General features: G+C 71.8%; 25 protein-coding genes and 1 riboswitch. Of the genes, 14 read left to right on the top strand and 11 right to left on the bottom strand.

Going from position 1 to position 24315, the window contains the following annotated elements; translation table 11 throughout:
- Positions 1 to 106: 106 nt before the first annotated feature.
- Together P8R59_RS04235 and cofD are read left to right on the top strand one after the other, a co-directional pair.
- Positions 107 to 583: a DUF2231 domain-containing protein gene (locus tag P8R59_RS04235; RefSeq protein ID WP_278102875.1), complete on the top strand. Its 477-nt coding sequence runs from the start codon at positions 107 to 109 to the stop codon at positions 581 to 583.
- Between the two features lie 38 nt (positions 584 to 621).
- Positions 622 to 1587, top strand: coding sequence for a 2-phospho-L-lactate transferase (gene cofD, locus P8R59_RS04230; protein WP_278102874.1), 966 nt, complete (start codon positions 622 to 624; stop codon positions 1585 to 1587).
- Between the two features lie 6 nt (positions 1588 to 1593).
- On the opposite strand, the gene cofC is transcribed toward cofD, so the two are convergent.
- The 4 genes from cofC to cofG all read right to left on the bottom strand — a co-directional run bounded on the left by cofC (position 1594) and on the right by cofG (position 7293).
- Complete coding sequence (cofC, locus tag P8R59_RS04225) at positions 1594 to 2232, bottom strand: 2-phospho-L-lactate guanylyltransferase (protein ID WP_077049817.1); 639 nt, start codon at positions 2230 to 2232, stop codon at positions 1594 to 1596.
- A 115-nt stretch (positions 2233 to 2347) separates the two neighbouring features.
- On the bottom strand, positions 2348 to 3358 hold the full coding sequence (fgd, locus tag P8R59_RS04220) for a glucose-6-phosphate dehydrogenase (coenzyme-F420) (RefSeq protein WP_278102873.1): 1011 nt from the start codon (positions 3356 to 3358) through the stop codon (positions 2348 to 2350).
- A 39-nt stretch (positions 3359 to 3397) separates the two neighbouring features.
- Positions 3398 to 4861, bottom strand: coding sequence for a flavin-containing monooxygenase (locus P8R59_RS04215; protein WP_278102872.1), 1464 nt, complete (start codon positions 4859 to 4861; stop codon positions 3398 to 3400).
- Positions 4858 to 7293 carry a 7,8-didemethyl-8-hydroxy-5-deazariboflavin synthase CofG gene (cofG, locus tag P8R59_RS04210; RefSeq protein WP_278102871.1) on the bottom strand — a complete coding sequence of 812 codons (2436 nt, stop codon included), beginning with the start codon at positions 7291 to 7293 and terminating at the stop codon, positions 4858 to 4860. Before cofG ends, P8R59_RS04215 begins: the two co-directional genes overlap by 4 nt.
- 117 nt (positions 7294 to 7410) lie before the next feature.
- Here cofG and P8R59_RS04205 point away from each other — a divergent pair, with 117 nt between their 5' ends.
- A complete protein-coding gene (locus P8R59_RS04205) occupies positions 7411 to 7800 on the top strand; it encodes a hypothetical protein (protein WP_077049815.1) in 390 nt (129 codons plus the stop codon).
- Positions 7801 to 7824: 24 nt separating this feature from the next.
- On the opposite strand, the gene P8R59_RS04200 is transcribed toward P8R59_RS04205, so the two are convergent.
- A complete protein-coding gene (locus tag P8R59_RS04200; protein WP_278102870.1) occupies positions 7825 to 8643 on the bottom strand; it encodes an ABC transporter permease in 819 nt (272 codons plus the stop codon).
- Positions 8640 to 9785: an ATP-binding cassette domain-containing protein gene (locus P8R59_RS04195; protein ID WP_278102869.1), complete on the bottom strand. Its 1146-nt coding sequence runs from the start codon at positions 9783 to 9785 to the stop codon at positions 8640 to 8642. Before P8R59_RS04195 ends, P8R59_RS04200 begins: the two co-directional genes overlap by 4 nt.
- 87 nt (positions 9786 to 9872) lie before the next feature.
- Here P8R59_RS04195 and P8R59_RS04190 point away from each other — a divergent pair, with 87 nt between their 5' ends.
- The 6 genes from P8R59_RS04190 to P8R59_RS04165 all read left to right on the top strand — a co-directional run bounded on the left by P8R59_RS04190 (position 9873) and on the right by P8R59_RS04165 (position 15201).
- On the top strand, positions 9873 to 10937 hold the full coding sequence (locus P8R59_RS04190) for an enoyl-CoA hydratase/isomerase family protein (RefSeq protein ID WP_278102868.1): 1065 nt from the start codon (positions 9873 to 9875) through the stop codon (positions 10935 to 10937).
- Between the two features lie 7 nt (positions 10938 to 10944).
- On the top strand, positions 10945 to 11787 hold the full coding sequence (locus P8R59_RS04185) for an LssY C-terminal domain-containing protein (RefSeq protein ID WP_278102867.1): 843 nt from the start codon (positions 10945 to 10947) through the stop codon (positions 11785 to 11787).
- On the top strand, positions 11784 to 12305 hold the full coding sequence (locus P8R59_RS04180) for a hypothetical protein (protein ID WP_077049810.1): 522 nt from the start codon (positions 11784 to 11786) through the stop codon (positions 12303 to 12305). Before P8R59_RS04185 ends, P8R59_RS04180 begins: the two co-directional genes overlap by 4 nt.
- A gap of 112 nt (positions 12306 to 12417) precedes the next feature.
- Positions 12418 to 13341 carry a DnaJ domain-containing protein gene (locus tag P8R59_RS04175; RefSeq protein ID WP_278102866.1) on the top strand — a complete coding sequence of 308 codons (924 nt, stop codon included), beginning with the start codon at positions 12418 to 12420 and terminating at the stop codon, positions 13339 to 13341.
- A gap of 103 nt (positions 13342 to 13444) precedes the next feature.
- On the top strand, positions 13445 to 14962 hold the full coding sequence (locus P8R59_RS04170; RefSeq protein WP_278102865.1) for an SPFH domain-containing protein: 1518 nt from the start codon (positions 13445 to 13447) through the stop codon (positions 14960 to 14962).
- Between the two features lie 56 nt (positions 14963 to 15018).
- Positions 15019 to 15201 carry a DUF5302 domain-containing protein gene (locus P8R59_RS04165; protein ID WP_076493352.1) on the top strand — a complete coding sequence of 61 codons (183 nt, stop codon included), beginning with the start codon at positions 15019 to 15021 and terminating at the stop codon, positions 15199 to 15201.
- 112 nt (positions 15202 to 15313) lie between these two features.
- On the opposite strand, the gene P8R59_RS04160 is transcribed toward P8R59_RS04165, so the two are convergent.
- Positions 15314 to 16297 (bottom strand): AraC family transcriptional regulator, encoded by a 984-nt coding sequence (locus tag P8R59_RS04160; protein ID WP_278102864.1) that lies wholly within the window; start codon positions 16295 to 16297, stop codon positions 15314 to 15316.
- Positions 16298 to 16428: 131 nt separating this feature from the next.
- On the opposite strand from P8R59_RS04160, the gene P8R59_RS04155 reads away from it, so the two are divergent.
- Genes P8R59_RS04155 through P8R59_RS04135 form a run of 5 tightly spaced genes read left to right on the top strand, consistent with a single transcriptional unit; the run spans position 16429 to position 20871 of the window.
- Positions 16429 to 16935 (top strand): hypothetical protein, encoded by a 507-nt coding sequence (locus P8R59_RS04155; protein ID WP_341210545.1) that lies wholly within the window; start codon positions 16429 to 16431, stop codon positions 16933 to 16935.
- Positions 16935 to 17990 (top strand): AI-2E family transporter, encoded by a 1056-nt coding sequence (locus P8R59_RS04150; RefSeq protein ID WP_278102863.1) that lies wholly within the window; start codon positions 16935 to 16937, stop codon positions 17988 to 17990. The genes P8R59_RS04155 and P8R59_RS04150 overlap by 1 nt, the downstream gene beginning before the upstream one ends.
- A 58-nt stretch (positions 17991 to 18048) precedes the next feature.
- Complete coding sequence (gene cls / locus P8R59_RS04145; RefSeq protein ID WP_278102862.1) at positions 18049 to 19503, top strand: cardiolipin synthase; 1455 nt, start codon at positions 18049 to 18051, stop codon at positions 19501 to 19503.
- A gap of 11 nt (positions 19504 to 19514) precedes the next feature.
- On the top strand, positions 19515 to 20207 hold the full coding sequence (locus tag P8R59_RS04140; RefSeq protein ID WP_278102861.1) for a GAP family protein: 693 nt from the start codon (positions 19515 to 19517) through the stop codon (positions 20205 to 20207).
- 52 nt (positions 20208 to 20259) lie between these two features.
- Positions 20260 to 20871 (top strand): hypothetical protein, encoded by a 612-nt coding sequence (locus P8R59_RS04135; RefSeq protein WP_278102860.1) that lies wholly within the window; start codon positions 20260 to 20262, stop codon positions 20869 to 20871.
- A gap of 40 nt (positions 20872 to 20911) precedes the next feature.
- Here P8R59_RS04135 and P8R59_RS04130 read toward each other — a convergent pair whose 3' ends face one another.
- The 4 genes from P8R59_RS04130 to thiM form a co-directional block, all read right to left on the bottom strand.
- Positions 20912 to 21115, bottom strand: coding sequence for an SHOCT domain-containing protein (locus P8R59_RS04130; RefSeq protein WP_278102859.1), 204 nt, complete (start codon positions 21113 to 21115; stop codon positions 20912 to 20914).
- A gap of 266 nt (positions 21116 to 21381) precedes the next feature.
- A complete protein-coding gene (thiD, locus tag P8R59_RS04125) occupies positions 21382 to 22815 on the bottom strand; it encodes a bifunctional hydroxymethylpyrimidine kinase/phosphomethylpyrimidine kinase (RefSeq protein WP_278102858.1) in 1434 nt (477 codons plus the stop codon).
- Positions 22812 to 23453: a thiamine phosphate synthase gene (gene thiE / locus P8R59_RS04120; RefSeq protein WP_278102857.1), complete on the bottom strand. Its 642-nt coding sequence runs from the start codon at positions 23451 to 23453 to the stop codon at positions 22812 to 22814. The genes thiD and thiE overlap by 4 nt, the downstream gene beginning before the upstream one ends.
- The gene (thiM, locus tag P8R59_RS04115; protein WP_278102856.1) at positions 23450 to 24232 is read right to left on the bottom strand and encodes a hydroxyethylthiazole kinase; all 783 of its coding nucleotides are present in this window, start codon (positions 24230 to 24232) and stop codon (positions 23450 to 23452) included. Before thiM ends, thiE begins: the two co-directional genes overlap by 4 nt.
- Positions 24224 to 24315, bottom strand: a riboswitch (TPP riboswitch). It overlaps the preceding gene by 9 nt.

The following is a 24315-nucleotide window of genomic DNA, read 5'->3' as shown; positions in this document are numbered from 1 at the left end:
CCGGCGATGGCGTTTATCGCTTATGGGGGGCCGCGGATCATCCCACGGGGGAAGGGCAGCATGGCCTGCCTGGACCCGGATGCCGCGGATGTGCTGTGATCAGCGCATGTGGCAGTTCGCGGGCCTCCCGCTTCACCCCCTCCTCGTCCACGGCGTGGTCGTGCTGCTGCCCCTCGCGGCGCTCATGCTCATCGTCGGCAGCGTCTGGCCGGCGGCGCGTCGGCGGCTCGGCATCCTGACCCCGATCGTCGCGATCGTCGGCGGCGGGTTCGCGCTGCTGGCGAAGGAGGCGGGCGAGGCGCTCGAACGCCAGGTGCCCTCGTCGGCGCTCGTGGAGGCGCACACGGAGATGGGCGACGGTCCCGTGATCTGGGCGTTCTTCCTGATCGTGGTCGCTGTCGCGCAGTGGGCGTGGTTCTGGTGGCGCGCTCGGCGCGCGGATCGCCCCATCGGCGGTGCGCGGGTCATCACGGCCGTCATCGCCGTCGTCGCCGTCGCGGTGGCGATCGGCACGACCGTGAACCTCGTGCTCGTGGGCGACAGCGGTGCCCGCGCGGTGTGGTCCGCGCTCGGCGGCGCCTGACGCATCGCGCCGCCTCGCCGCGGTGAAAGACTGGACGGATGCCGAATCCTCAGCCCCGCGTCGTCGTGCTCGCCGGCGGTGTCGGCGGATCGAAGTTCACCCTCGGCGTCCGCGCCGCTCTGCGGCGGCTCGGGGCGCCCGAGGCGACCGTCGTCGTCAACACCGGCGACGACCTGTGGCTCTCGGGCGTGCGGCTGCAGCCCGACGTCGACTCGATCACGTACGCGCTCGCCGGAGTCAATGACACCGTTCGCGGCTGGGGTCGCGCGGGCGACACCGAGCGCGTGAACGAAGAGCTGCAGGCGTGGGGCGCCGGGTGGCCGTGGTTCACGCTCGGCGACCTCGACCTCGGGACGCACCTCGCGCGCACGGGATGGCTGCGCGAGGGCCTCACCCCGACCGAGGTCCTCGGTCGGATGGCGGAGCGGTGGCCGCTCGGCATCCATCTGCTTCCGATGACCGACAGCGAGGTCGACACGCACGTGCACGTCGAGGACGGGCGGCGTCTGCACTTCCAGGAGTGGTGGACGCGCTACCGCGCGGCTCTGACTCCGACGCGGTTCGAGAACCCCGGGATGACGGATGCCTCTCCCGCCCCGGGCGTCGTCGAGGCGATCGCGCAGGCCGACGTGGTGCTGCTGGCCCCGTCGAACCCGGTCGTGTCGATCGGTCCGATCCTCGCTGTCCCCGGCATCCGGGAGGCGCTTCGTGCGACCTCGGCGCGGGTGGTCGGTGTCTCACCGATCATCGGTGGCCGGGTCGTGCGCGGCATGGCCGACGTGTGCCTGACGGCGATCGGCGTCGAGACGTCGGCCGCGGCCGTCGCCCGGCACTACGGCGCGCGGTCGGCCGAGGGTCTGCTCGACGCGTGGCTGCTCGCCGAGGAGGACGCCGCCGCAGCTCCCGACGTGGAGGCCGCCGGGATCCGCGCCGTCGTCGCCCCGCTGTGGATGCGCGACGAAGAGGCATCGGCCGCGATCGCCGAGGTGGCGCTCGGGGCGTAGAGCGCGTCAGGCCGCCGCGGCCGCCAGTACCGCCGCGGTACGCGGGCCCACGCCGAGGGCCACGGCCTCGGCGAGCTGCGCGGCGGTGTCGACGTCGCGGCGGAGGGACGACCCGCGCGGAACCGCGAGGTCGGTGCACCCCAGGAGGCGGTGCCGGGCTGCGGAGTCGGCGCCGAAGGCCGACACCCACACCGCACCGGGACGCGCGGTGACGAGGGTGGAGCCGGTGCCCTCGGCATCCGGGACCAGGCCCCGTTCGACCTCGCCCGCGAGCTTCAGTGCGGCGTCGAGGTCCTGCGGCGTGAGCGCGGGGACGTCGCCCAGCAGCGCCGCGCGGGGCGCCCCCTGGCCCGCCGCGTCGGCGCCCAGGGCGATGGCGGCGTCGAGGCCGCGCACGTCGCCCTCGGCGATCACGTCGACCGCGGGCCACTGCGACACGAGGGCGGACACCTCGGCGTCGTCGGTCACCACCAGCACGTGCGACACGCGCGGGGTGGCGGCGACGGCCGCGATCGTGTCGAGCGCGATCGCGCGCGCCAGGGCCTCGCGATCGGCGGTCACGGCGGTCAACCGCGTCTTGCCGAGCGCAGCGGGCTTCACCGGCACGACGATCGTCCAGCCGTCACGGATCTCAGGAATGCTCATCGGCTCCATTGTGTGCCGGACTCCGGACATTTCCGTCCGGGGGTAGCGGTGCGCCCGCGAATCGTGCTGCGAAGGCGGAGAGCCTCCGGAGCGCGGCACGCGGGCCCGCGAGGCCTCAGCTGAACCGGGCCCGCAGTCGCGGCAGGACCTCGGCGCCGTACGTGCGGAGGAACTCCTCCTGGTCGTGCCCGGGGTCGTGGAACACGAGGTGACGGAAGCCGAGGTCGACATAGTGCGCGATGCGCTCGACGTGCTCGTCGATGTCGGTCGACACGATGAACCGGGATGCCGCCCGCTCGATGGGCAGTTCGTCGGCGAGACGCGCCATCTCCAGCGGGTCGTGGACGCTCATCTTCTCTTCGGCCGACAGGGCCAGGGGAGCCCAGAAACGCGTCTTCTCGAGCGCGGTCTCGCGGTCGGGGTGGTACGAGACCTTCACCTCCATCAGCGTGTCGATGTCGTCGCGCGTGCGGCCGGCCTTCGCGAGGCCGTCGTCGAGCGCCGGCAGCAGCGTGTCGGTGTACAGGGACGGGTCCTTGCCGCTGGTGGTGATGTACCCCTCCGCGATGCGTCCGGCGAGCCGCGTCGCCGCGGGACCCGAGGCGCCGATGTAGATCGGCACCTTCTGCTCGGGGCGGTCGTAGATCGTGGCATCCTTCACCGAGTAGTAGGTGCCCTCGTACGTGACCCGGTCTTCGGTCCAGAGCTTGTCGATGAGGGTGATCGCCTCTTTGAGGCGCTGGAAGCGCTCGGGCGGCTCGGGCCACTCGAGGCCGAGGGTCACTTCGTTGAGGGCCTCGCCGGTGCCGACGCCCAGCGCGACGCGTCCGGGGAACATCACGCCGAGCGTCGCGAACACCTGCGCGATGACGCCCGGGTGATAGCGGAACGTGGGGGTCAGCACGGACGTCCCGAGGATCACGCGCTGCGTGCGGGCGCCGAGCGCGCCGAGCCACGGCAGGGCGTTCGGGGCGTGCCCGCCCTCGTGCCGCCACGGCTGCAGGTGGTCGGAGAGGAAGACCGAGTCGAACCCGACCTCCTCGGCCAGCACGCTGAAGTCGAGCAGCTCGTTCGGCCCGAACTGCTCGCTCGAGGCCTTGTATCCGAATCGCAGCGGAACGACCATGATTCTCCTTCTTCGTGACCCGCCCGTGCGGGCGATGCGTCAGCCGCGCACGGGGGTGTGCGCGGGTTCGAACTCCGACCCGTCGGTACCGGTCAGTCTCTCGTGGAACGCCTGCACGGTGCCCGGCCACAGCAGTGTCAGCCGCCCCGACCTCTCGTCCACGTACCAGTTACGGCATCCGCCGGTCATCCAGGGAGTGGATGCCGCGGCGGCGGCGATCTCGTCGGTGTAGGCCGCTTCGGCCGCGGGGCGGACGCGCAGCACGCGATCGGGGCGACGATCGCGTTCGGCCAGCGCGCGGACGACGTACGCGGCCTGCTCCTCGATCATGAGGACCGCCGAGTTGTGTCCGAGGCTTGCGTTGGGGCCGTTGAGGACGAAGAGGTTCGGGAAACCCGCGACCACCGTGGACCCGAACGACGTCATGCCCTCGGACCAGTGCTCGGCGAGCGTGCCGTCCTCGCCGCGGACGAGGTCGGCGTACGGCTGCTGCGTCGAGGCGAAGCCGGTGGCGAGCACGAGCACGTCGGCCTCGTGCTGCCGCCCACTTGCCGCGGTGAGCATCGACCCGTCGACGCGGTCGAGGGCGCTGGGTTCGAGGGTCACCCGACCGGATGCCACGGCGGGATAGAACGCGTCCGAGAGCAGCACCCGCTTGCAGCCGAAGGCGTAGTCGGGGGTGAGGGCTTCCCGCAGCGCGGGGTCGGCGACCTGGGCGTGCAGGTGCGCGAGGGCGGTGTCGCGGGCGGCGGTGGATGCCGCGACGTCGCCCGAGCGGGAGGCGAAGCGCGCCTCGCCCTCGGTGTACAGCTCGGCGCGGAGGCGCGCAAGGGCGCCGGGGTTCTCGGCGAGGCGTTCGCGCTCTGCGGCGGGGATCTCGCCGCCGCCGCGGGGCACGATCCACGCGGGCGTGCGCTGGAACAGCGTCACGTGGGCGGCGCGGCGCGCGAGCTCGGGCACGAGCTGCACGGCGCTCGCGCCGGTGCCGACGACCGCGACGCGCTTTCCGGCGAGGTCGACGTCGTGGTCCCAGCGCGCGGAGTGGAACAGCGGGCCGGCGAACGACTCGAGGCCGTCGATCGCGGGGACGTGCGGTTCGGTGAGGCGTCCGCACGCGAGGACGAGCGAGCGCGCCTGAAGGACCTCGGCGCCGGTGTCGATGTGCCATACCGAGGTGTCGGCATCCCATTCCGCCCCCACGAGCGGGGTGTGCAGTCGGATGCGCTCGCCGACGCCGGCGGCCACGTCGCGCAGGTACTGCTGGATCTCGTGGCCCTCGGCGAACGTGCGGGACCAGCCCGCGTGCGGGTGCGCCGCGTAGCTGTAGAGGTGCGCGGGAACGTCGCACGCGACCCCCGGGTACGTGTTGTCGCGCCAGGTTCCGCCGACGTCACCCGCGCGCTCGATGATCACGACGTCGTCGCGGCCCGCGCGGTGCAGGGCACCGGCCATACCGAGCCCGGCGAAGCCCGCGCCGACCACGACGACGTCGACGACGCTCACGCGGTCGCTCCGGCGGCGGTGCGAGCCGTGGGCGACACGCCGTAGTCGGTCGTGCGCAGGCGGAACGGCCGCATGAGGCTGCGGGCGAGGCGCTCGGCATCCGCGACCGGCAGTTCGAGCCCCTGCTCGATGCCCGTGTCGGGCAGCACGCGCCCGTCGTACAGCGTGCCGCCGAGGTCGTCGCCGCCGGAGCGCAGGAGGACGGCGGCGCTCTCGCGGCCGACGCGCGTCCACGGGATCTGCACGTGCGGGATCGCACCCGACAGCAGCAGCCGCGACACGGCGACCATCGCGCGGTGCTCGTCGATCGCGGAACGGCCCGGAACCAGCGGAACCTCGCCGCCGGGGAGCGGGATCGGCACGAACTCCGCGAAGCCTCGCGTCTCGGCCTGGATGCCGCGCAGCAGGCGCAGGTGCGCGATGCGCTCGGCCGCGGTCTCGACGTGGCCGTAGAACAGCACTGACGTCGAGCGGAACCCGGCGCGATGAGCGGCCGTGATGCCCTCGACCCAGCGGTCGATCTCGAGGTCGCCGGGCGCGACGAGCGCGCGCACGCGCTCGCTCAGCACCTTGACCCCCGTGCCGGGGACCGTGTCGACGCCGGCCTCGCGCAGGGCGGCGAGGGTGCCCTCGAGCCCGAGTCCGCCGCGGTCGGCGAGATCGCGCACGTCGAGCGGACGGAACGCGTGCACATGGATGCCGGGAGCCCCGCGCTTCACGGCCCGAACGAGGTCGAGGTACCCCGAGGGGTCTTCCTCGGCGGGGAGCGCGCCTTGGATGCAGATCTCGGTGGCGCCGAGGTCGGCGGCATCCGCGGCGATCGCCTCGGCATCCGCGAGGTCGAACTCGCCGGCGCCCGCGCGGCCCGCGCGCCGGAAGCCGCTCGAGGTGAGGTTGCGGTTGCGGACGAGGGTCACCGGCTCGCCGACGGTGTAGCGGCGCGCGTCGTCGGCCGCGGTGGTCAGGGCGTCGAGCTCGGCGCCGGTGGCGCGGAGCAGCCGCGTCCAGTCGGCGTCGTCGAGCGCGAGCGGGTCGGCCGCGGCGGACTCGGCGAGGCGGCGCACGCCGGGGTCGGGAGCGAGGGCAGCCGCGCCGCCGCTGGGAGCGGAGGGGATTCGGGGAGCGGAGGATGCCTCGGCACCGGACTGCCCTCCCGTCGCCGAATCCCCTCCCGTGGCCGGCCGCGCGACCCCGGGAATCACGTCGGCCGCGAGGCCCGTGGCATCCGCCAACGCCCGCACGGGGGCGTGGAGCGCGGGGTCGATCCACGTCGCCGCGTCGCTCACGTACTCGGGGTGCGCGGTGAGCCGCTCGCGGAGCGCGAACCCGCGGGCGGCGGTCTGCGCGGCGAGGTCGTCGATGTGCGGCCACGGACGCTCGGGGTTCACGTGGTCGGCCGTGAGCGGCGAGACGCCGCCCCAGTCATCGATCCCGGCCTCGATCAGCAGCCCGAGCTCGCGCGGATCGGAGAGGTTCGGCGGAACCTGGATGCGCATGTCGGGCCCGAACACGAGTCGTGCGACGGCGACCGTGGCGAGGTACTCGTGCATGTCGGCATCCGGGGCTCCCTGCATGGCGGTGCGGGGCTTCGCGCGGAAGTTCTGCACGATCACCTCTTGCACGTGGCCGTGCCGGTCGTCGAGGTCGCGCAGGGCGATGAGCGACTCGGCGCGGTCGCGGACGGTCTCGCCGATGCCGACCAGGATGCCGGTCGTGAACGGGATGCCGGCGGCCCCCGCGTCGTCGATGACGCGCAGACGCAGGTCGGGGTCTTTGTCGGGCGAACCGAAGTGCACCTGACCGGGCTCTTCGTAGAGGCGGCGCGAGGTGGTCTCGAGCATCATGCCCATCGACGGGGAGACCGGGCGCAGCGCGGCGAGCTCGTCGGGGTGCATCACGCCGGGGTTGGCGTGCACGAGCATGCCGGTCTCGGCGGTGATGAGGCGGGCGATGTGCGCGACGTAGTCGATCGTGGAGGCGAAACCGTGCTCGTCGAGCCACGCGCGGGCCTCGGGCCAGCGCTCCTCGGGGCGGTCGCCGAGGGTCAGCAGCGCCTCCTTGCAGCCGAGCGCCTGCCCCTGTCGGACGACCGTGAGCACCTGCTCGGGGCTCATGTACGCGGGCTTGCGGAGGAGCGCGAGCTGGCCCGGGGTGTCGACGAAGATGCAGTAGTGGCAGCGGTCGCGGCAGAGGGTCGTCAGCGGCACGAAGACCTTGCGCGAGTAGGTGATGACCCGCGGTCGACCGGCGCGCTTCAGCCCCTCGTCGCGGAGCAGGCCGGCCGCGCGGGACAGCACGCCGAGCGGGGCGTGCAGCAGCCGCTCGGTCTCGTCGACATCGGGCCGGTGCCCGTCGCGCACGCGGGCGAGGAGGTCGTCGATCGAGTCGCCCCGGGCCGGTGCGGCCTGCGGCGCAGCGCTGCCCGTACTCATCGCTCCAGGCTATCCCTCCGCTCCGACACGCGGGCCGAGCTGCGTCGCCCCGGATCGTTGCGCTCTCGTGAGGCGCCGGGGCGGTCGGCATCCATCGCCGCTGGCAGGATGGATGCCATGGTGACCCTGCTGCTCGATCAGGCGCAGCTCGAGGTCGTGCTCTCGCCGACCGAGCGTGCGCTGTCGTTCCGCAAGCGCAACATCGTCGTGCCGCGCGCGACGATCGACCGCGTGCAGTTGACCGATGACGCGTGGACGTGGCTCCGCGGCGTCCCGAACCCGGGCACGAACCTCCCCGTCGTCGTGGCCGCGGGCACGTGGAAGTCGGCCGGCGGCAACGACTTCGTCGTCATCCGTCGCCGCAAGTCCAGCGTCGTGATCGACCTCAGCGGCCACGACGAGTTCGAGCGGCTGGTCCTGACGACCAAGCACGGTGTGGCCCTGCTCAAGGCGCTGCGCCTCGAGGTGGCATCCGAGCCCGAGGACGTCGCCGACCTCGTGTCCTGACGCCAGGCCCCCGCCCGCCCCGCGTCAGTCGATGTCGCGGCGCCAGGTCGTGGCGAGGCCGATGAGCACCAGCACCACGGCGTAGCCGAGCAGCACGAGGCCGCCGAGCCACCATTCCAGCGGCTCGGCACCGCCGGCCCCCACGGCGCCGAAGATCGTCTTGCCGACGAGCGCGTCGCTCGCGGCGCTCGGGAACCACCGCGCGACCTCGCCGAGTCCGTCGACGACACCGGCGATCGTGCGCACGATCGGCTCGACGAACAGGGTCACCGCCAGCACGATCACGATCGCGGCGACCTGGTTGCGCACCACGGTGCCCACGCCGATCCCGACGACCGCCCACAGGGCGAACGCCAGCAGCATGCGGCCCACGAGCACCCACGTGTCCGACGAACCGAGCTCGGTGCCGAGTCCGAACGCCGCGAAGACGCCGGCTCCCGCACCGATCGCCGCGATCGACCCGAGCACGCCGTACAGGAGGCCCACGAGGATGCCGATCGCGAACTTCCCGACGAGCACCACGCCGCGGCGGGGCGTGGCCAGGAACGTCGGGGTCAGGGTCTTGTGCCGGAACTCGGTCGTGACCATGAGCGTCCCGGCCAGCAGCGGGAAGACGTACCCCACGGCGCTCGCGGAGCTGTAGACGAGGGCGGCGAGACCGTCCGTGGGCAGCGCCGGTCCGGAGGCGCCCGGCAGCTTGCCGGAGGCCACGCCCCCGAACGCCAGTGCGAGCACGCCCGCCGTGAAGCCGACGTAGACGACGAGCACGATGCCCAGCACCCACCATCCGGCGGTGCTGAACTGCTTCGTGTACTCGGAGCGAGTGGATGCCACCAGGCTCATCGCGGCACCTCCGTGTCTGCGGCGCGGGCGTCGTCGATCGGCACGATGTCGATGACCCCCGTCGAGGCGACCGCGTACGAGGAGCGGGGCTCGGGGTCGGGCTCCGCCGGAGCGGCGGCGCGCCGCGGGGCGGCGAGGACGGGGACGAGGTCGGTCGACGGTGCGGGTTCGGGCGCGGGCGCCTCGGCATCCACCGTCTCCGCTTCCGCGGGCGCGGCGGCGACCGGGCCCGCTGCGCTCGCGTGCGTCCGCACGCCGCTGACGAGCTCGAGGAAGATGTCCTCCAGGCTCGCGCCCTTGCTCTGCAGGTGCGACAGCACGATGCCGGCGCCGGCGGCGAGGGTGCCGATCTCGAGCGGTTCGACGTGCCGGATCGTGAAGCCGTTGCGGAGCAGCTGGAACGGGATGCCGCGTTCCTCGAGCAGCCGCGACAGTGCCTCGCGGTCGGGGGAGTCGACGACGGTGGAGTACTCGTCGGGGTCGGCGAGGTCTTCGGTGCCGCCCTGGAAGACGAGCGTGCCGCGCGAGATGATCAGCAGCGCGTCGACCGTCTGCTGCACCTCGGCCAGCAGGTGCGACGAGATGAGCACCGTACGCCCCTCTTCGGCGAGGTGACGGAGCAGCGAACGCATCCACCGGATGCCCTCGGGGTCGAGACCGTTGGACGGCTCGTCGAGCACGAGGACGCCGGGGTCGCCGAGCAGGGCCGTCGCCAGACCCAGACGCTGGCGCATGCCGAGCGAGTAACCGCCGACCCGGCGTCCCGCGACGTCGGCCAGACCCACGAGCCCGAGCACCTCGTCGACGCGCGACAGGGGCAGCCGGGCCGCGCGGGCGTAGGCCTTCAGATGGTTCGCCGCCGAGCGTCCCGGGTGGAAGCTGGATGCCTCCAGAGCGGCGCCCACGGTCTGCGGCGGACGGTCGATGTCGGCGTAGCGGCGGCCGCCGATCGTCGCGGATCCGGACGTCGGGCGCACGAGGCCCAGCAGCATGCGCAGCGACGTGGTCTTGCCCGCACCGTTGGGGCCGAGGAATCCCGTCACCAGGCCCGGCTCCACGCGAGCGGTCAGGCCGTCGACGGCCGACACCGCGCCGAAGCGCTTGGTCAGCCCGGAGAATTCCAGCACCTGTCCTTGGGGCATCGAGTACCTCTCGTTCGGCGGGCGTTCTCCCCATCTTCCCCGATCCGAGGCCGAAAACACATCTCGCGCCCTGTGTAACGTGGCAGCGTGAACGCACAGCGATCCGACGACGACGCGGTCTCCGCGCGAGCCTGGCGCGGAGTGGGGCACCTGACCCTCAACCGTCCCCGTGCGATCAACGCGCTCGACCTCGGCATGATCCGGCTGCTCTCGGCCGCCCTCGACCGCTGGGAGCGCGACACCGACGTCGACCTGGTGCTGCTCGACGGCGCGGGGGAGCGCGGGTTCTGCGCCGGCGGTGACGTGCGGGCGCTCTACGACTTCGTCGTCCAGGGACGCGTCGACGAGGTCCACACCTTCTTCCGCGAGGAGTACGCCCTCAACCACCGCATCGCGACGTACCCGAAGCCGATCGTCGCGATCGCCGACGGGGTGACGATGGGCGGCGGGATCGGGCTGGCCGGACACGCGCGCATCCGCATCGTCACCGAACGTTCGCAGCTCGCGATGCCCGAGACGCGCATCGGGTTCACCCCCGACGTGGGCGGGTCGTGGCTGCTCGGGCGCGCGCCCGGCCGGCTGGGCGAGTACCTCGGTCTCACCGGAGCGACGATGGATGCCGCGGATGCGCTGTACGCGGGCTTCGCCGACCATCTCGTCCCCGTCGCCCACCTCTCGGCGCTCCACGAGGCGCTGGAGTACCGCGCCGACCCCTCGAGCCCCACGGAACTGGTGCTGCTGTTCGACGAGAGCCCCGAGCGATCGAACCTCGAGACCTGGCGTCCGTGGATCGACGACGCCTTCTCGGCCGACGATCTCGACGGCATCCTGCACCGGCTCCGCCAGCGCTGGGAACCGGAGGCGCACGCGACCGCCGACCTGCTCGAGTCCTCGGCCCCGACGGCGGTGTCCGTGACGCTCGAGGCCGTCCGACGGGCGCGTGCGCTGCCGTCGCTGCACGCCGCCCTCGCGCAGGAGTACGGGCTGGTGATGTGGTTCGCCACGACGCAGCCCGACCTGGCCGAGGGGATCCGCGCGCAGTTGGTCGACAAGGACCGGTCGCCGTCCTGGTCGCCCGCGCATCGGTTCGAGCTGCCCCCGGGCCGCGTCGCCGAGGCGTTCGCCCACCAGCCCGAACCGGCTCTCTGGTAGCGGCGGCATGGGCGGGCGGAGGCGCTGGTCGTTCGGGCGATTGCTCGACGGGTTCTTCTTCGTCTTCGCTGGACTCGCCGCCGTGTGGCTCGCGTACCTGAGCTTCACCCAGACGTTCACTCTCGGCTGGGCGGGGATCGTCATGGCGATCTTCTTCTGGGGGCTCCTCGCCTACCTCGTGCTTCCGCGGCTGCATCGCATCCTGACCGCCGTCTACGTGCCCGACTACTTCATGGGACGCACCCGCACGTCCGACGGACTGCTCGGCGACCCGGTGAACCTCGCCTTCCAGGGCGAGCGTGCGCAGGTCGAGGCCGTGATGGCCGCGGCCGGGTGGATCCCCGCCGATCCCGTCGGCCTCGGCTCGTCGTGGCGCATCGTCACGTCGACCCTGCGCCGTCGCAGCTACCCGACCGCGCCGGTCAGCCCCCTGTTCCTGTTCGGCCGGATGCAGGACCTCGCCTACCAGCAGGAGGTCGCGGGGTCTCCGGCCCAGCGCCACCACGTGCGACTCTGGCGCTGCCCCGACGGGTGGCTGCTCCCCGGCGGGCGACGGGTCGATTGGCTCGCCGCGGGCACGTTCGACCGCGCCGTCGGACTCTCGCTGTTCACGCTCCAGGTCACGCACCGCATCGACGCCGACACCGACATCGAGCGCGACCACATCGTCGCGACCGTGCAGAATCTGCCCGGTGTCGCGGTCGACGTCATCCGCGACTTCTCGACCGGCTACCACGCGCGCAACGGCGGGGGCGACAGCATCACCACCGACGGCGACCTGCCGATCCTCGACGTGCGCGGGGTCCCGGATGCCACGACGGCCGGCGCCCGGGCGGAGGGCCGGTCGTGAGCGAGAGGCATCCCCGCAAGAGGGCGGCGTTCGAACCGATCGCCGCGCCGGTCGTCCGAGACTCCGCGATGCGCCGTCCGGCCGCGACCGTCGCCGGTGGGGTCCTCGTGCTCCTCCGCGCGGTCGCGGGCATCGTCTGGACCCTCACGGTCGTCTTCCCCCTGCCGCCGTGGCTGCAGGCGGTGGCCGGCGCGGCGGACGGCTCCGGCGAAGAGTCGACCCTGACCCTCTCCGACCTCGGCCTCGACGCCGGGATCTTCTTCGGCGTCCTGGGGGCCATCACCCTCGTCCAGGCGGTCTTCGGCATCCTGCTCCTGCGCGGAAGCAATGTCGCCCGTGTGATCGTCATGATCGTGTCGACGATGTCGATCGCCACGGCGTTCGCCGGGTGGTGGGAGCTGGGGCAGGAGATCACGGTCGGCACGACCCTCGTCACGGTCAGCCTCGACATCCTGGTGCTCCTCGCCCTCTCGAGCCGGGATGCCGCCGCCTATGCCCGCCGCAACGAGCGCCGCTGACGCGGGAGCCTTGGCGCCGTCAGCGAAACCTCGGGCGGATCCCGGGGGTTGCACAGACGGCGGCGGATAGCCTGAAAGGTGCCGCACCCGAGCGGCGGAACGGATGACGGACGTGTTCGACAGCCCCATGTCGGTTTCGGCCTACGAGGTGCTCCGCGTCGATGTCGACGTCGACGACGAAGGCCTCCGCCGTGCGTACCGCGTCCGACTGCGCGAGACGCACCCCGACACCGGCGGTGACGCCGCCCTCTTCGTCCAGGTGCAGCGCGCGTGGGAGCTCGTCGGTACGCCCGAGGCGCGGGCCGCCTACGACCGCGGTCGCGGACACGCGTCGGCCGAGTGGGGCGGCGGGGCGGCGGCATCCGCTCCTCCCCGTCCTGACACCCGCCCCCGCGCCCGCGCGTACGGCCAGCCCGGCGGGTGGCGGCGCGAGCGCTACCTGTCGCTGATCCGCGAGTGGGTGGGGCGCGGCGTCGACGTCGGCGATCCGTACGACCCCGCGCTGGTGCGGTCGGCGCCGCCGGAGATCCGGCACATCCTCGCCGACGCGCTCGCCGAGGAGGAGACCGCGCGCCTGGTCGCCGACCTCGGCATGGGGTACACCGTGTGGCACGACGTGTTCGCCGACCGCGACGGAGTCGACCCCGAGCAGAAGATCGACCACCTCGTGCTCGGGCCCAGCGGCCTGTACGCGATGCTCAGCGAGGACTTCGGCGGTCCGGTGGGCGTCCGCCGCGGCGAGATCAGCGGTCCGAACGTCATCGGCTCCCCGGTCACCCAGCTGGTCTCGCGGGCGCGCGTGATCGCGCGCGCCGCGGGGGTGCGCTTCAGCGGCGCGATGGTGGTGCTGCCCGACGACGCGATCCTCGACGCGGTCACCGACCTCGGCAAGGTCCGCGGAACCCCGGTCGTGCTGGTGCAGCGCAGCGCCCTCACGACGCTGCTCCGCCGCGGCATCCCGGGGGCGCGCGAGGTCGGCGGCACCGAGCTGTTCGACATCCGCACCCGGTTGCAGCAGCGGGTCCGGCACGTCTGACGCGGGCTTCGCCTCGCCGCCCGCGCGGCGACGCCCTCCCGCCCGATAACGTGTTCGCAGGGGGCTCGATGGAGGCCCGCGAAACCGGTGCTTGGGGGCTGTGGTGGAAAGCGACATTTTGGGGATCGCCGGTCTGGTCGTCCTCATCGGGGTGATTCTGGCGGTCCTCGTGATCGGCTTCTTCATCTTCCGCGCCTGGTATCAGGTGCCGCAGGCCGACGAGGCGATCGTCATCGTCGGAAAGAAGCAGCGGGGCGCCGACGGCCTCACCTCGAACATGACGGTGATCACCGGCGGCGGTGCTTTCGTCAACAAGCTGACGCAGCGGTCCGATCGGATCTCGTTGCGCTCGCGGCAGATCAAGATGGAGCCCGTCGCCCAGACCAAGAACGGCGTGACGATCCATCTCGCCGGGGTCGCGCTCGTGAAGATCGGGTCGCTGCCCGATCAGGTGCGCGCGGCCGCCGAGCGGTTCGCCTCGCAAGACCAGGCGATCGACGTCTTCACCACCGAGCAGCTCGAGGGAGCGCTGCGCGGGGTCGTGGCCAAGCTCAACGTCGAAGAGGTCATGCAGGACCGCCAGAAGCTCGGTGACGAGATTGCGGAGGGCATCAAGGGCGACCTGCTCGCGCAAGGCCTGGTGCTGGACTCCTTCGCCATCCAGGGCGTCACCGACCGCAACGGGTACATCGACGCTCTCGGCGCGCAGGAGGTCGAGCGCGTGAAGCGCGAGGCCGAGGTCGCGCGCATCGAGGCCGCCCGCGAGGTGAAGGCCCGCCAGCTCGCCACCGAGGAGGCGAACCTCGTCGAGCAGACGGCGTTCGACAAGAACACCGCGGCGTCGAAGTCCCAGATCGGACGCGCCAACGCCGAGGCCGAGCAGGCCGAGAACCTCGCCCGCGCAGAACGCGAGCAGGCGGTCCTCGTGCAGCGCGCCGAGAACCGCCAGGCCGAACTCGACGCCGACGTCAAGCGCGTCGCGGATGCCGAGAAGTACCGCAAGCAGACCGAGGCGGATGCCGAGTCGTACGCGCGCCAGAAGAAGGCCGAGACCGACCGTCAGGTCGCACAGCAGGAATCGGATGCCGAGGCCTACGCCGTCCAGCGTCAGGCCGAGGCGCGGCAGGCGTCCGCCGCCGCGGAAGCCGCCGCCGTGCGCGCACGCGCCGAGGCCGAAGCGGAAGCGTTGCGTGCCCAGTCCGGGGCGGAGGCGGAGGCCCTGCGCGCGAAGGCCGTCGCCGAGGCCGAAGCGATCCGCGCGAAGGGTGAAGCCAGCGCCGCGGCGATCAAGGCCGAAGCCGAAGCTCTGCGCGAGAACCAGGAGGCCATCCTGGGGCGCGAGCTCATCGGTCAGCTCCCCGCCCTCATGGCCGAGTTCGCCAAGGGCTACCAGAACGTGGGCAGCGTCACGCTCGTCGGCGGCGACACGGCCGGCACCCACATCGCCCGCGAGCAGGCGGCGGGTCTCGCGGCCACGTTCAGCAGCGTCAAGTCGGCGACCGGCGTCGACCTGGGCGCCATCCTGCAGGGACAGGCGTTCGGTCGCGGCGTCGCGTCCGTGGGGGACGCCGCGAACGGTCATCACGCGGCCGAGGACGGACAGCCCGCTCCGACGCGATGAGCGCGCGTCGGCGTCCGCACCGCGCGCGGCGGCCCGGACGTGCCTAGGGTGGGGGCATGAGTACTGACGAGACCCCGGATGCCACGGCATCCGACGACATGAAGCGCAAGTTCAAGGAAGCCCTGGCGAAGAAGAACGGGCAGCAGCGGTCGGGTCAGGCTCACCTGGACGGTCACTCGGCCGTGCAGGGCACCCACGGAGCCGTGACGAAGCGCGAGTTCCGCCGCAAGAGCGGCTGAGATTCCGCGGGCCGGACTCCTGAGACTCGGGCCTCTGGCGGGCATTCCAGCGCGCTGAGAAGCTCGCAACGTCGAAAACTCCGGAGTTCGGGGCGGGGGCTGTCGGTCCCTCCTATCGGGCTAGTCCGGGGTTGCGATCATCGCCACCCCTGATACGGAAGTCGGCGGGGGTGGTGCCGAGGTCGTGCACGAAGGCGCGGCGCAGCCGTTCGACGTTTCCGAAGCCGGTGAGACGAGCGATTTGTTCGATCGGAAGCTTCTGGCGGTCTCGCCGCAGGAGGTAGACCGACGCCCATCGCAGCCGCGCGCGGCGCAGTTCGAGAGAGACCGATGTATCGGCTTCGGTCAGGATCCGCTGCAGGTGCCGCACGGATACTCCGACGGCGACGGCGACGTCGGCCGTGCTCAGGTCGGCGTTCGAGTAATTCGCCTCGATGAAGGCGAGGACGTGCGCGACCCGCGCTTCCCGCCGGTCGGGCTGGGGCGGATCGTCGAGATTGTCCAGCAGCAGTCCGGTCAGAAGGTGAAGGAGCGCCTGCTGCGTCGAGACGCCGCGGGGCGTCATCGGGACCGGCAGATCTCCTGTCATCGCCGTGACGAACACGCTCACCAATGCGACGTAGGACGAGGGGGAGAAGATGCGCACATCCGTCTCGGGCGGGGGAACCCCTCGCCCCTCCAGCGCGCCGCGTTTGAGGAGCACGGTGATGATCTGGGAAGGGGAGGACACGATCACCTCGAAGGGCAGGTGCCCCGAGACGACCGCGACGGCTCCGGGCGTCATCACGTACCGATGGCCCGCCTGGACGACCGTGATGCTGCCCGAGACGAGGAAGTAGAACGTGCTGCCGACGCGCAGCGATGCCACGTGTTCCGCCGTGCGCGCGGCGGTGGACGGCGTGATGCCGGTTCGAACGATCGCGACGCTGTCGAAGACGACGAGATCCATCGTCAGACGAAATGTCGCCGGTTCGGCCGTGATGGCGGAATGCCACTTCATCGCTTCCAAGGCCTCGCGGCCCTTGAGCTTCGCGGAAACCGGACGGCGGGGGGTGAAGAAGAGCGACGATGCCTGCGATTCAGGGCCCCCCGTCATACACACAGTATGGCGGGGGCCCTGACGATCGGTGATCCGCGACATTTCATACTGCGAAAGACGCCAGGACGTCTCGCGCCCCGCAGGACGGGCCTAATTTGTGAGGGCCGGAATCGGCACGAGGGGGCACCATGGCAACGAATTCCACTCAGCGTTCCACGCCGGTGGAAGCCGCGTCGGGGCTGCCCCGTCTGATTCCCGACGACTTCCCCACGCCCACCGACGCCATGCACCTGCTGATGAAGATGGACATGGGCGGAGCCGCCACGGTGAAGGTGAAGAACACCGACGCCGAGGGGCGTCTGGTGATGTCCGACGCTCTTGTGCTCGCGGCGGAGCAGAAGCCGACCGCGATCATCGACATCGCCACGCTCACGGGAGCGGCGCTCATGGCGCTGGGGCCCTCGACGGCGGCCACGCGGGGTAACGACCAGCCGCGGGTCGACAAGGTGCTGGCCGCGGCCGCGGACGAGCCGGCGTGGCAGCTGCCGTTGGAGAAGAAGTACCGCAAGCAGCTCGACTCCGACATCGCCGGCACGATGCAGTCCGACGTAGACGATTCGTGGCGGTCGAAGGGCGCCACGGGCTACGGTGCGCGCCTGCTCGCGCGCCTCGTCGTCGACCACCCCACCAACTGATGGACCGCTTCGCTCTTCTGCGCGGAGGTCCCTTCCGCTTCGGGTTCGTCGCCACCCTGGGCGTGCTGCTCGCGCTGCTGCTCGGCGCCGCCGTGGTGTCGCTCAGCACCGCTCTGACGCTGATCTTCGTCGCCTTCTTCGTCTGCCTGGGTCTCTACCCCACCGTCCGGCGACTCGAGGCGCGGGGCTTGTCGCGCGCGGGAGCGGTCGCGACCGTCGTCGGGTGCTTCCTGCTGGTGCTGGGTCTCATCCTCTGGCTCGTCGTGCCCATCGTCGTGACCCAGCTCGGTCAGCTCTTCACCTACCTGCCCACCGGATACAACGACATCTCGCAACAGCAGTGGTTCATCGACCTCAACGCCGGGCTCGGTGGGGCTCTGACGCCGGGACTCGAATGGGCCCGCACGACGGCCAGCGATCCGAATACGTGGCTCGCCGTAGGCGGCGGGGCGTTGAAGGTGGGCTCCGGCATCGTCAACCAGATGTTCGGCGTGATCTTCGTGCTCGCCCTGACCATCTACTTCGTGGCGGGCCTGGAGGCCATGAAGTCCAGCTTCTACGCACTCGTGCCGGCCTCGCGCCGGCCCGGGGTGATCGACCTGGCCGAGACCATCATGGAGTCGGTCGGCAAGTACCTCGGCGGAATGGTCATCCTCGCCGCCATCAACGCGGTCTTCACGTTCGTGCTGCTGACCATCGCCGGGGTTCCGTTCGCGCCGGTGCTGGCCGCTCTCGCGTTCCCGATCACCCTCATCCCGCTCATCGGAAGCGTGATCAACTTCATCGTGATCACCACGGTGTCGTTGTTCACGGGGCCCGAGGCGGCGCTGGCGGTCGGGATCACCATGATCGTCTACATGCAGATCGAGGCGTACGTGCTCACCCCGCGGATCGTGGGCAAAGCCATCAGCATCCCCGCGTCGCTCGTGCTCATCGGCGCCATGGTCGGTGCCACCCTCCTCGGTCTCCTCGGTGCGCTGATCGCGTGCCCGGTGTCGGCCTCGGTGCTGCTGATCGTCAAGAAGGTGGTCGTACCCCGACAGGAGATCGCGTGAGCGGAGGGCAGGCGGAGGACGCACGCGTGAACGGATGCCGAGTGCCTCGGCGACTCTCATGACCGGGCTCGAGACGAGCCAGACCGTGTCGCTGGTGTTGATCGCCGCGCACGTCGTGCTCGGATTCATCGCCACCGTCCTGGTGTCGGCGAACCGGCGTCCGTCGGCGGCGATCGCCTGGGTCCTGACCATCGTGTTCATCCCCTTCGTCGGCGCCATCGCCTTCTTCCTCGTCGGACGAGGGCGGCTCCCGACCCGTCGCCGTGAGCAGCAGCGGGCGATGAACGCCCACTTCCTCGCGCACGCGGCGCCGTCGGCCCTGCCCCCCGATGCCACGGAGGACCCCACGTGGCTGGCATCCGTCGTGCGGATGAACACCGACCTCGGGGCGCTGCCGATGGTCGGCGGCAACGCGGTCGACATCATCGAGGGTTACACCGACTCGTTCGACGCGATGATCGCGGCGATCGATGCGGCCCGGGTGCGGGTGCACGTGGAGTTCTACATCGCTGTCCGCGACGACTCGACCGGCCCCTTCTACGACGCGCTGGCGCGCGCACGCCGGCGCGGCGTGGCCGTGCGGATGCTCTTCGACCACCTCGCGTCGTTCATGTACCCCCACCGAACGCAGACGCAGGAGTTCCTGCGCGAGGCCGGTGTCGAGTCGTTCGCGATGCTGCCCCTGCGCCCCTTCCGCGGCCAGTGGCAGCGACCGGATCTGCGCAACCACCGCAAGCTCGTGGTGGTCGACGGGGTAGTGGCGTTCACCGGTTCGCAGAACCTCATCGACGAGACCTACCTGAAGTCCTCGAACCTCGCGCGGGGACTCCACTGGGTGGAACTGATGATCCGCATCGAGGGGCCGGCGGCCCGCGAGCTCGACGCGGTGTTCCTCACTGACTGGGCCGCCGAGTCCGGTGAGATGCTGCCCTTCCTGGAGGCCGTCGCCCCGAGGGATGGCGCGGTGGCCCTCCAGACGGTTCCGAGCGGTCCGAGCTTCGACAACGACAACAACCTCAAGCTGTTCGCCGCCCTGATCCACAAGGCGGAGCGACGCATCAGCATCACGAGCCCCTACTTCGTGCCCGACGAGTCGATCCAGCTCGCCCTGCTGACCGCGGCGGCACGGGGGCTGCAGATCGAACTGTTCGTCTCGGAGATCGGCGACCAGAAGCTCGTCTACCACGCGCAGCGCTCCTACTACGAGGCGCTGCTGCGGGCGGGCATCGCCATCCACCTCTACAAGGCCCCCGCCGTACTGCACTCCAAGCACTTCACGGTCGACGACGACATCGCGATCATCGGGTCGAGCAACATGGACATCCGCTCCTTCAGCCTGAACGCCGAGGTCTCGGTGCTCGCGCACTCCCGCGAGTTCGTCGATCGCATGCGCGCCGTCGAAGACCGCTATCGCGCACGGAGCACCCCCCTGCACCTCGAGGACTGGTTGCGACGACCGGTGGGCGAGAAGACCTGGGACAACCTCGCCCGACTGACGTCGTCGCTGCAGTAGGGAGGCATGCGGTGAACACCCTCGAGATCGTCGAGATCATCGGCCTGGGCGTCGTGGTCGCGGCCAACCCCCTGCCCGTCATGGGACAGCTTGCGCTGGTGACGCGCGACGGGGGGCGGCCGACCGCCCTGGGTTTCGCGTCGGGCTGGGCGGGGACCGTGCTCCTCGTGCTCGGCCTGCTGGCTACCGGAATGGCCGCTGTGATCGGAGCGCTGTTCGGATTCGAGGCGGATGGCGAGAGGCGTGCGGGCGCAGAGGGGGGCTCCTGGGTTCCGCTCGTTCTCGGGGTGGCGTTGGTCGTGCTCGGAGTCCTGTCGTGGGTCCGCAAGCCGCGGGCGACGCCCTCTCCCCTGATGAAGACCCTCGACGCGTTGACGCCCGCGAAAGCCGTGGCGGTAGGCGCGGGCATGGCGCTGTTCAAGCCCAAGACGATCGCCGCCCTCCTCGCTGCCAGTGCGATCATCGGGGCGGAGGGGCGTCCGCTGCTCTCTTCGGTGATCCTGGTGCTGCTGGTGACGGCGGTGGGCTCGCTGGGCGTCGTCGCCCCGCTCGTGCTCGCCGTGACGGGCGGGCCTCGGATCGGGGGTGGCCTCCGCACCGCGCAGCGCACGTTGGAGCGTCATTCCTCTCGCATCACCGGTGGTCTCGTCATCGCCGTCGGGCTGGTGGTCCTCGCGTTCGGCCTCGCGGAGCCGCCGTGGTGACCTCGCCCTTCCGCTTTCGCACCGTCCCGCACACGATCGACAGGAGCATCACATGAGCGTCGTCCCACCTTCTCCGTCCGAACCGACGCCCGCACCCGTTCGCCTCGGCACGCGCACCCTCGTCATCGGGGCGATCGCGGTAGTGGTGCTGGCGTTCGGGGCCGCGTTCCTCGGTGCGCGTCTCGGAGCTCCGTCGTCCGCGGCGCCGACCGCGGTCGCCAGCGAGAGCCCGTCGCCCGAGCTCACGGAGTCGGAGCCGGTCGTGCTCCCGGCGGGCAGCGACGTTCGCGCCGGCGCGGGGACTCCGGCAGCGTCCTACGGCGCGGACGGCGACATCTACGTGGACATCGACTCGACGGCGCTGTACCTGCACCGCGATGGCGCGTGGGTGCAGGTCGGCGACCTGCGGACGGCGGCCATCGCGAACCTGACTGGCGCGCAGGGCGAAGCGGGCGCGCAGGGCGAGGCGGGCGCGCAGGGCGAGGCGGGCGCGCAGGGCGAGACAGGGGCGGCCGGACGAGACGGTGCCGACGGCACGCGCATCGCCCTGTCGGCCGGCCCGCCGAAGGGGTCGTGCGCGGGCGACGAGATCGTCGTCGATACGACGACGGTCGCGTTCTACCAGTGCGACGGCAGCGCCTGGGTGCGGTTCGGTCCCCATTGACGGCGTGTGCGGGCTCCTCGAGCAGGGAGCCCGTACACGGTCAGTTGAGCGCGCGCGACTTGAGCTCGGCGAACTCTTCGTCGGTCAGGGCGCCCGCGGTGTGCAGGGCGGCCAGACGCTCGATCTTCGCGATCACGTCGTCGGAGGGCAGCGACTTGCCTCCGGTCGCCTCAGCCGCGGGTGCAGGTGCGGCTGCGGGTGCCGGTGCAGCGGCGGCGTTCCTGCGAGCCGATCGCCCGCTCACGGCCTCGATGGTCGCCGCGGCGACCGCGGTGTGTGCTGCAGTCCGAGCCAAACGCCTGCTACGGCCAAATGCCATCGCCACCACTTCCTTAGGTCGCGATCACGGTAACCCAGCGCGCCGGCCGGTGTCCCTCCATGGCGCTATTCGCCGCATGTCGCGGCGTCGGACGACGATCCGCACGCACCCGTCCTGAGATCCGGGCCTTTTGCGTGCCCTCGGCGCGCGGCGAAGCCCGCAACGCCTGAGACTCCGGAGCCCGGCACACCTCACCGCCGCAGCGGTGCCTCGAAGAACGCCAGCTCCAACCGCATCGACCGGGCGTACGCGGCCGACATCGCGGCGCGGACGGCGGGGGAGGCCGATCGGGCTGCGGCATCCGCGATCCGGGAGGCCTCGGCGGATGACGCGGCGAACACCTCGTCGCCGTAGGCCGTGAGCCAGTCGGCGTACGCATGGTCGGGGGCGAAGGTGCCGCGCCAGCGCGCACCGATGTCGGTGTAGAGCACGAAGCACGGCAGAACGGCCGCGACCAGCACCGCGTACGATCCGCCCGCAGACACGGCGTGCAGGTGGTCGGTGTAGGCGGTGGTGTCGGGCGCGGGCTCGAGGCCGGTGGCATCCACGTGGCTCTCGTGCAGACGTGCTTCTTCGACCAGGCAGGACGCCGACGCGGCCGCCCAGAAACGCTGCTCCTTGGTGGTCGGGGCGAGAGCTGCGGCGCGGGCGAGCACGCGGGCGTACTCGCGCAGGTACAGCAGGTCCTGCTCGAGGTACCAGGTGAACGCCGCGCGATCCAGGTCGCCGGATGCCAGCCCGCGTACGAACGCGCAGTCGTCGACGTCGGCGCGCACCGGCGCCGCCTCGGCCCACGCGGCGGTGCTCCACACCGGTCCGATGTCGAGGTTCGGCCGCAGCTCGTGGAGGTGGTCGATGGGGCCGTTGCCGCGTCCCACGTGCAGGTCTCCGGCGTGCTCGAGAGCGCCGGTGAGCCACGGCTTCGCGCGCTCGAGCGCGGCGGGCCACGCGAGCCCGTGCGCGGCGAGGGTCGCCATCGCGGATGACAGCGAGCATCCCGTGCCGTGCGTGTGCGGGGTGTCGACGCGGCGGCCCGACACCGGGTGGATGCCGGCCGTGTCGACGATGGCATCCGGACTCTCCGGCCCCCGCAGGTGCCCGCCCTTCAGCAGGACGGCGACATCGGCGCGCACGGCGAGGCTCTGCGCCTGTGCGACCGCGGTGTCCCAGTCGTGGGCGACCGGTTCGTCCACCAGCACGGCCAGCTCCGGCAGGTTCGGGGTCACGAGGTCGGCGTAGCGGCACAGGCCGCGGATGGCCGCTTCGGCGTCGGCGTCGAGCAGCCGGTCGCCGCTCGTCGCGATCATCACGGGGTCGAGCACGACCGCCGGCGGTCGGACCTCGGCGAGCCACGCGGACACGACTTCGACGACCTCGGCCGACCCCAGCATCCCGATCTTGACCGCGTCGATCTCGACGTCGTCGCTGACCGCCCGCAGCTGCGCCGACAGGAACTCCGTGGGTGGCACGTGCACCTCGCGGACACCGAGGGTGTTCTGTGCGACGAGCGCGGTCACGGCCGCCATGCCGTATCCGCCGAACGCCGAGATGCTCTTCAGATCGGCCTGGATGCCGGCACCCCCGGTCGGGTCGGTCCCGGCGATGCTCAGCACACGGGGGATCATGCCCACGCCTCCCGTAGCGCGCGGGTCGCCGCCGCGGGATCCTCGGCAGCGCTCACCGCCGACACGACGGCCACACCCGCTGCCCCGGCGCGGCGGAGCGCGGCGACGTCGCCCACCTCGATGCCCCCGATCGCGACGCACGGCAGGGGAGCGGATGCCACGAGCCCGGCGAACCCGCCCACGCCGAGGGGCTGCGGGTGGTCGGGCTTCGTCGCGGTCGCGCGGATCACCCCCACACCGAGGTAGTCCACGGTGCCCTCCGGCAGGGCTGCCGCGGCGGCGAAGTGCGCCGGGGTGTTCGCCGTCCAGCCGATCAGCGCGTCGGGTCCGAGCAGTCGGCGCGCCGCGATCACGGGGAGGTCGCTCTGCCCGAGGTGGACGCCGTCGACGCGCGCGCCGGCCGCCCGCGCCGCGAGGGCCACGTCGACGCGGTCGTCGACGACGAACGCCGCGCGCCCCGCGATGACGTCGGCGAGGGCCGTCACGCGATCGAAGAGATCGTGGCCGCTCGCGTCCTTGTCGCGGAACTGCACGATGCTCGCCCCGGAACCCGCGGCGGCGTCGACGATGTCGACGACGTCGGCGAACGGCATCCGGTGGTCGGTAACGAGGTGCAGTGACAGGTCGTGCGCGCTCACGCGTCGACCCGGCCGTCGAGATCCGCCGGTTCGATCGCGGCGAGGGCGTCGAGGAACGCCACGGCGAACGATCCCGGTCCGCTCGAGGCGGCCTCGGCCCGCTCGGATGCCACGGCCCAGATCGCGCTCGCCGTCGTCGCGGCCTCGAAGCCGTCGGCCACGGACAGCAGGGCCGCCATCGCGGCGCCGAGGGCGCAGCCGCCGCCCGTGACGCGGGTGAGGAGGACGCTGCCGCCGGACACGCGCGCGACGCGGTCGGCATCCACGATCAGGTCGACCGGGCCGGAGACGGCGACCGTTCCGCCCGTGCGGATCGCGAGCGCGCGGGCGGCGTCGAGCGCGGCTTCCGGGGAATCGGTCGAGTCGACGCCGCGACCCCCGGCACCCGCCCCGGCGAGCGCGAGGATCTCCGACGCGTTGCCGCGGACGACCGTGGGCCGCGCCCCGAGCAGCTCGTGGGCCAGGGTGGTGCGCACGGGCAGCGCGCCTACGGCGACCGGGTCGAGCACCCACCGCGTGCCGGCGGCGACGGCCTCACGCGCCGCGTCGCGCTGCTCCGCGGTCGGGGTGCCGAGGTTCACCAGCACGCCTCCGGCGATGTTCGCGAAGAGCCCGGCCTCCCCGGGGATGTCGCACATCGCGGGGGAGGCGCCGAGGGCCAGCAGGGCGTTGGCGGTGAAGTTCGTCACCACCGCGTTGGTGATGCACTGCACGAGCGGCGGGGCTCCCCGCAGGTCGGCGAGGACGGTGGACGGAGACGACGACGTGCGAACGACCATTCGCGACATCCCTTCGCTAGTACGAACTAGATCAGGTTCGACGGGTGTGTTCTCAGCCCCGTGGGGCACCCCGTGTCACTGCG

Origin of the sequence: Microbacterium proteolyticum (assembly GCF_029639405.1) — a bacterium.
Classification (GTDB): Bacteria; Actinomycetota; Actinomycetes; order Actinomycetales; family Microbacteriaceae; genus Microbacterium.
Note: the sequence above shows the minus strand (reverse complement) of the source record. Positions and strands in the feature narration are given on the sequence as shown.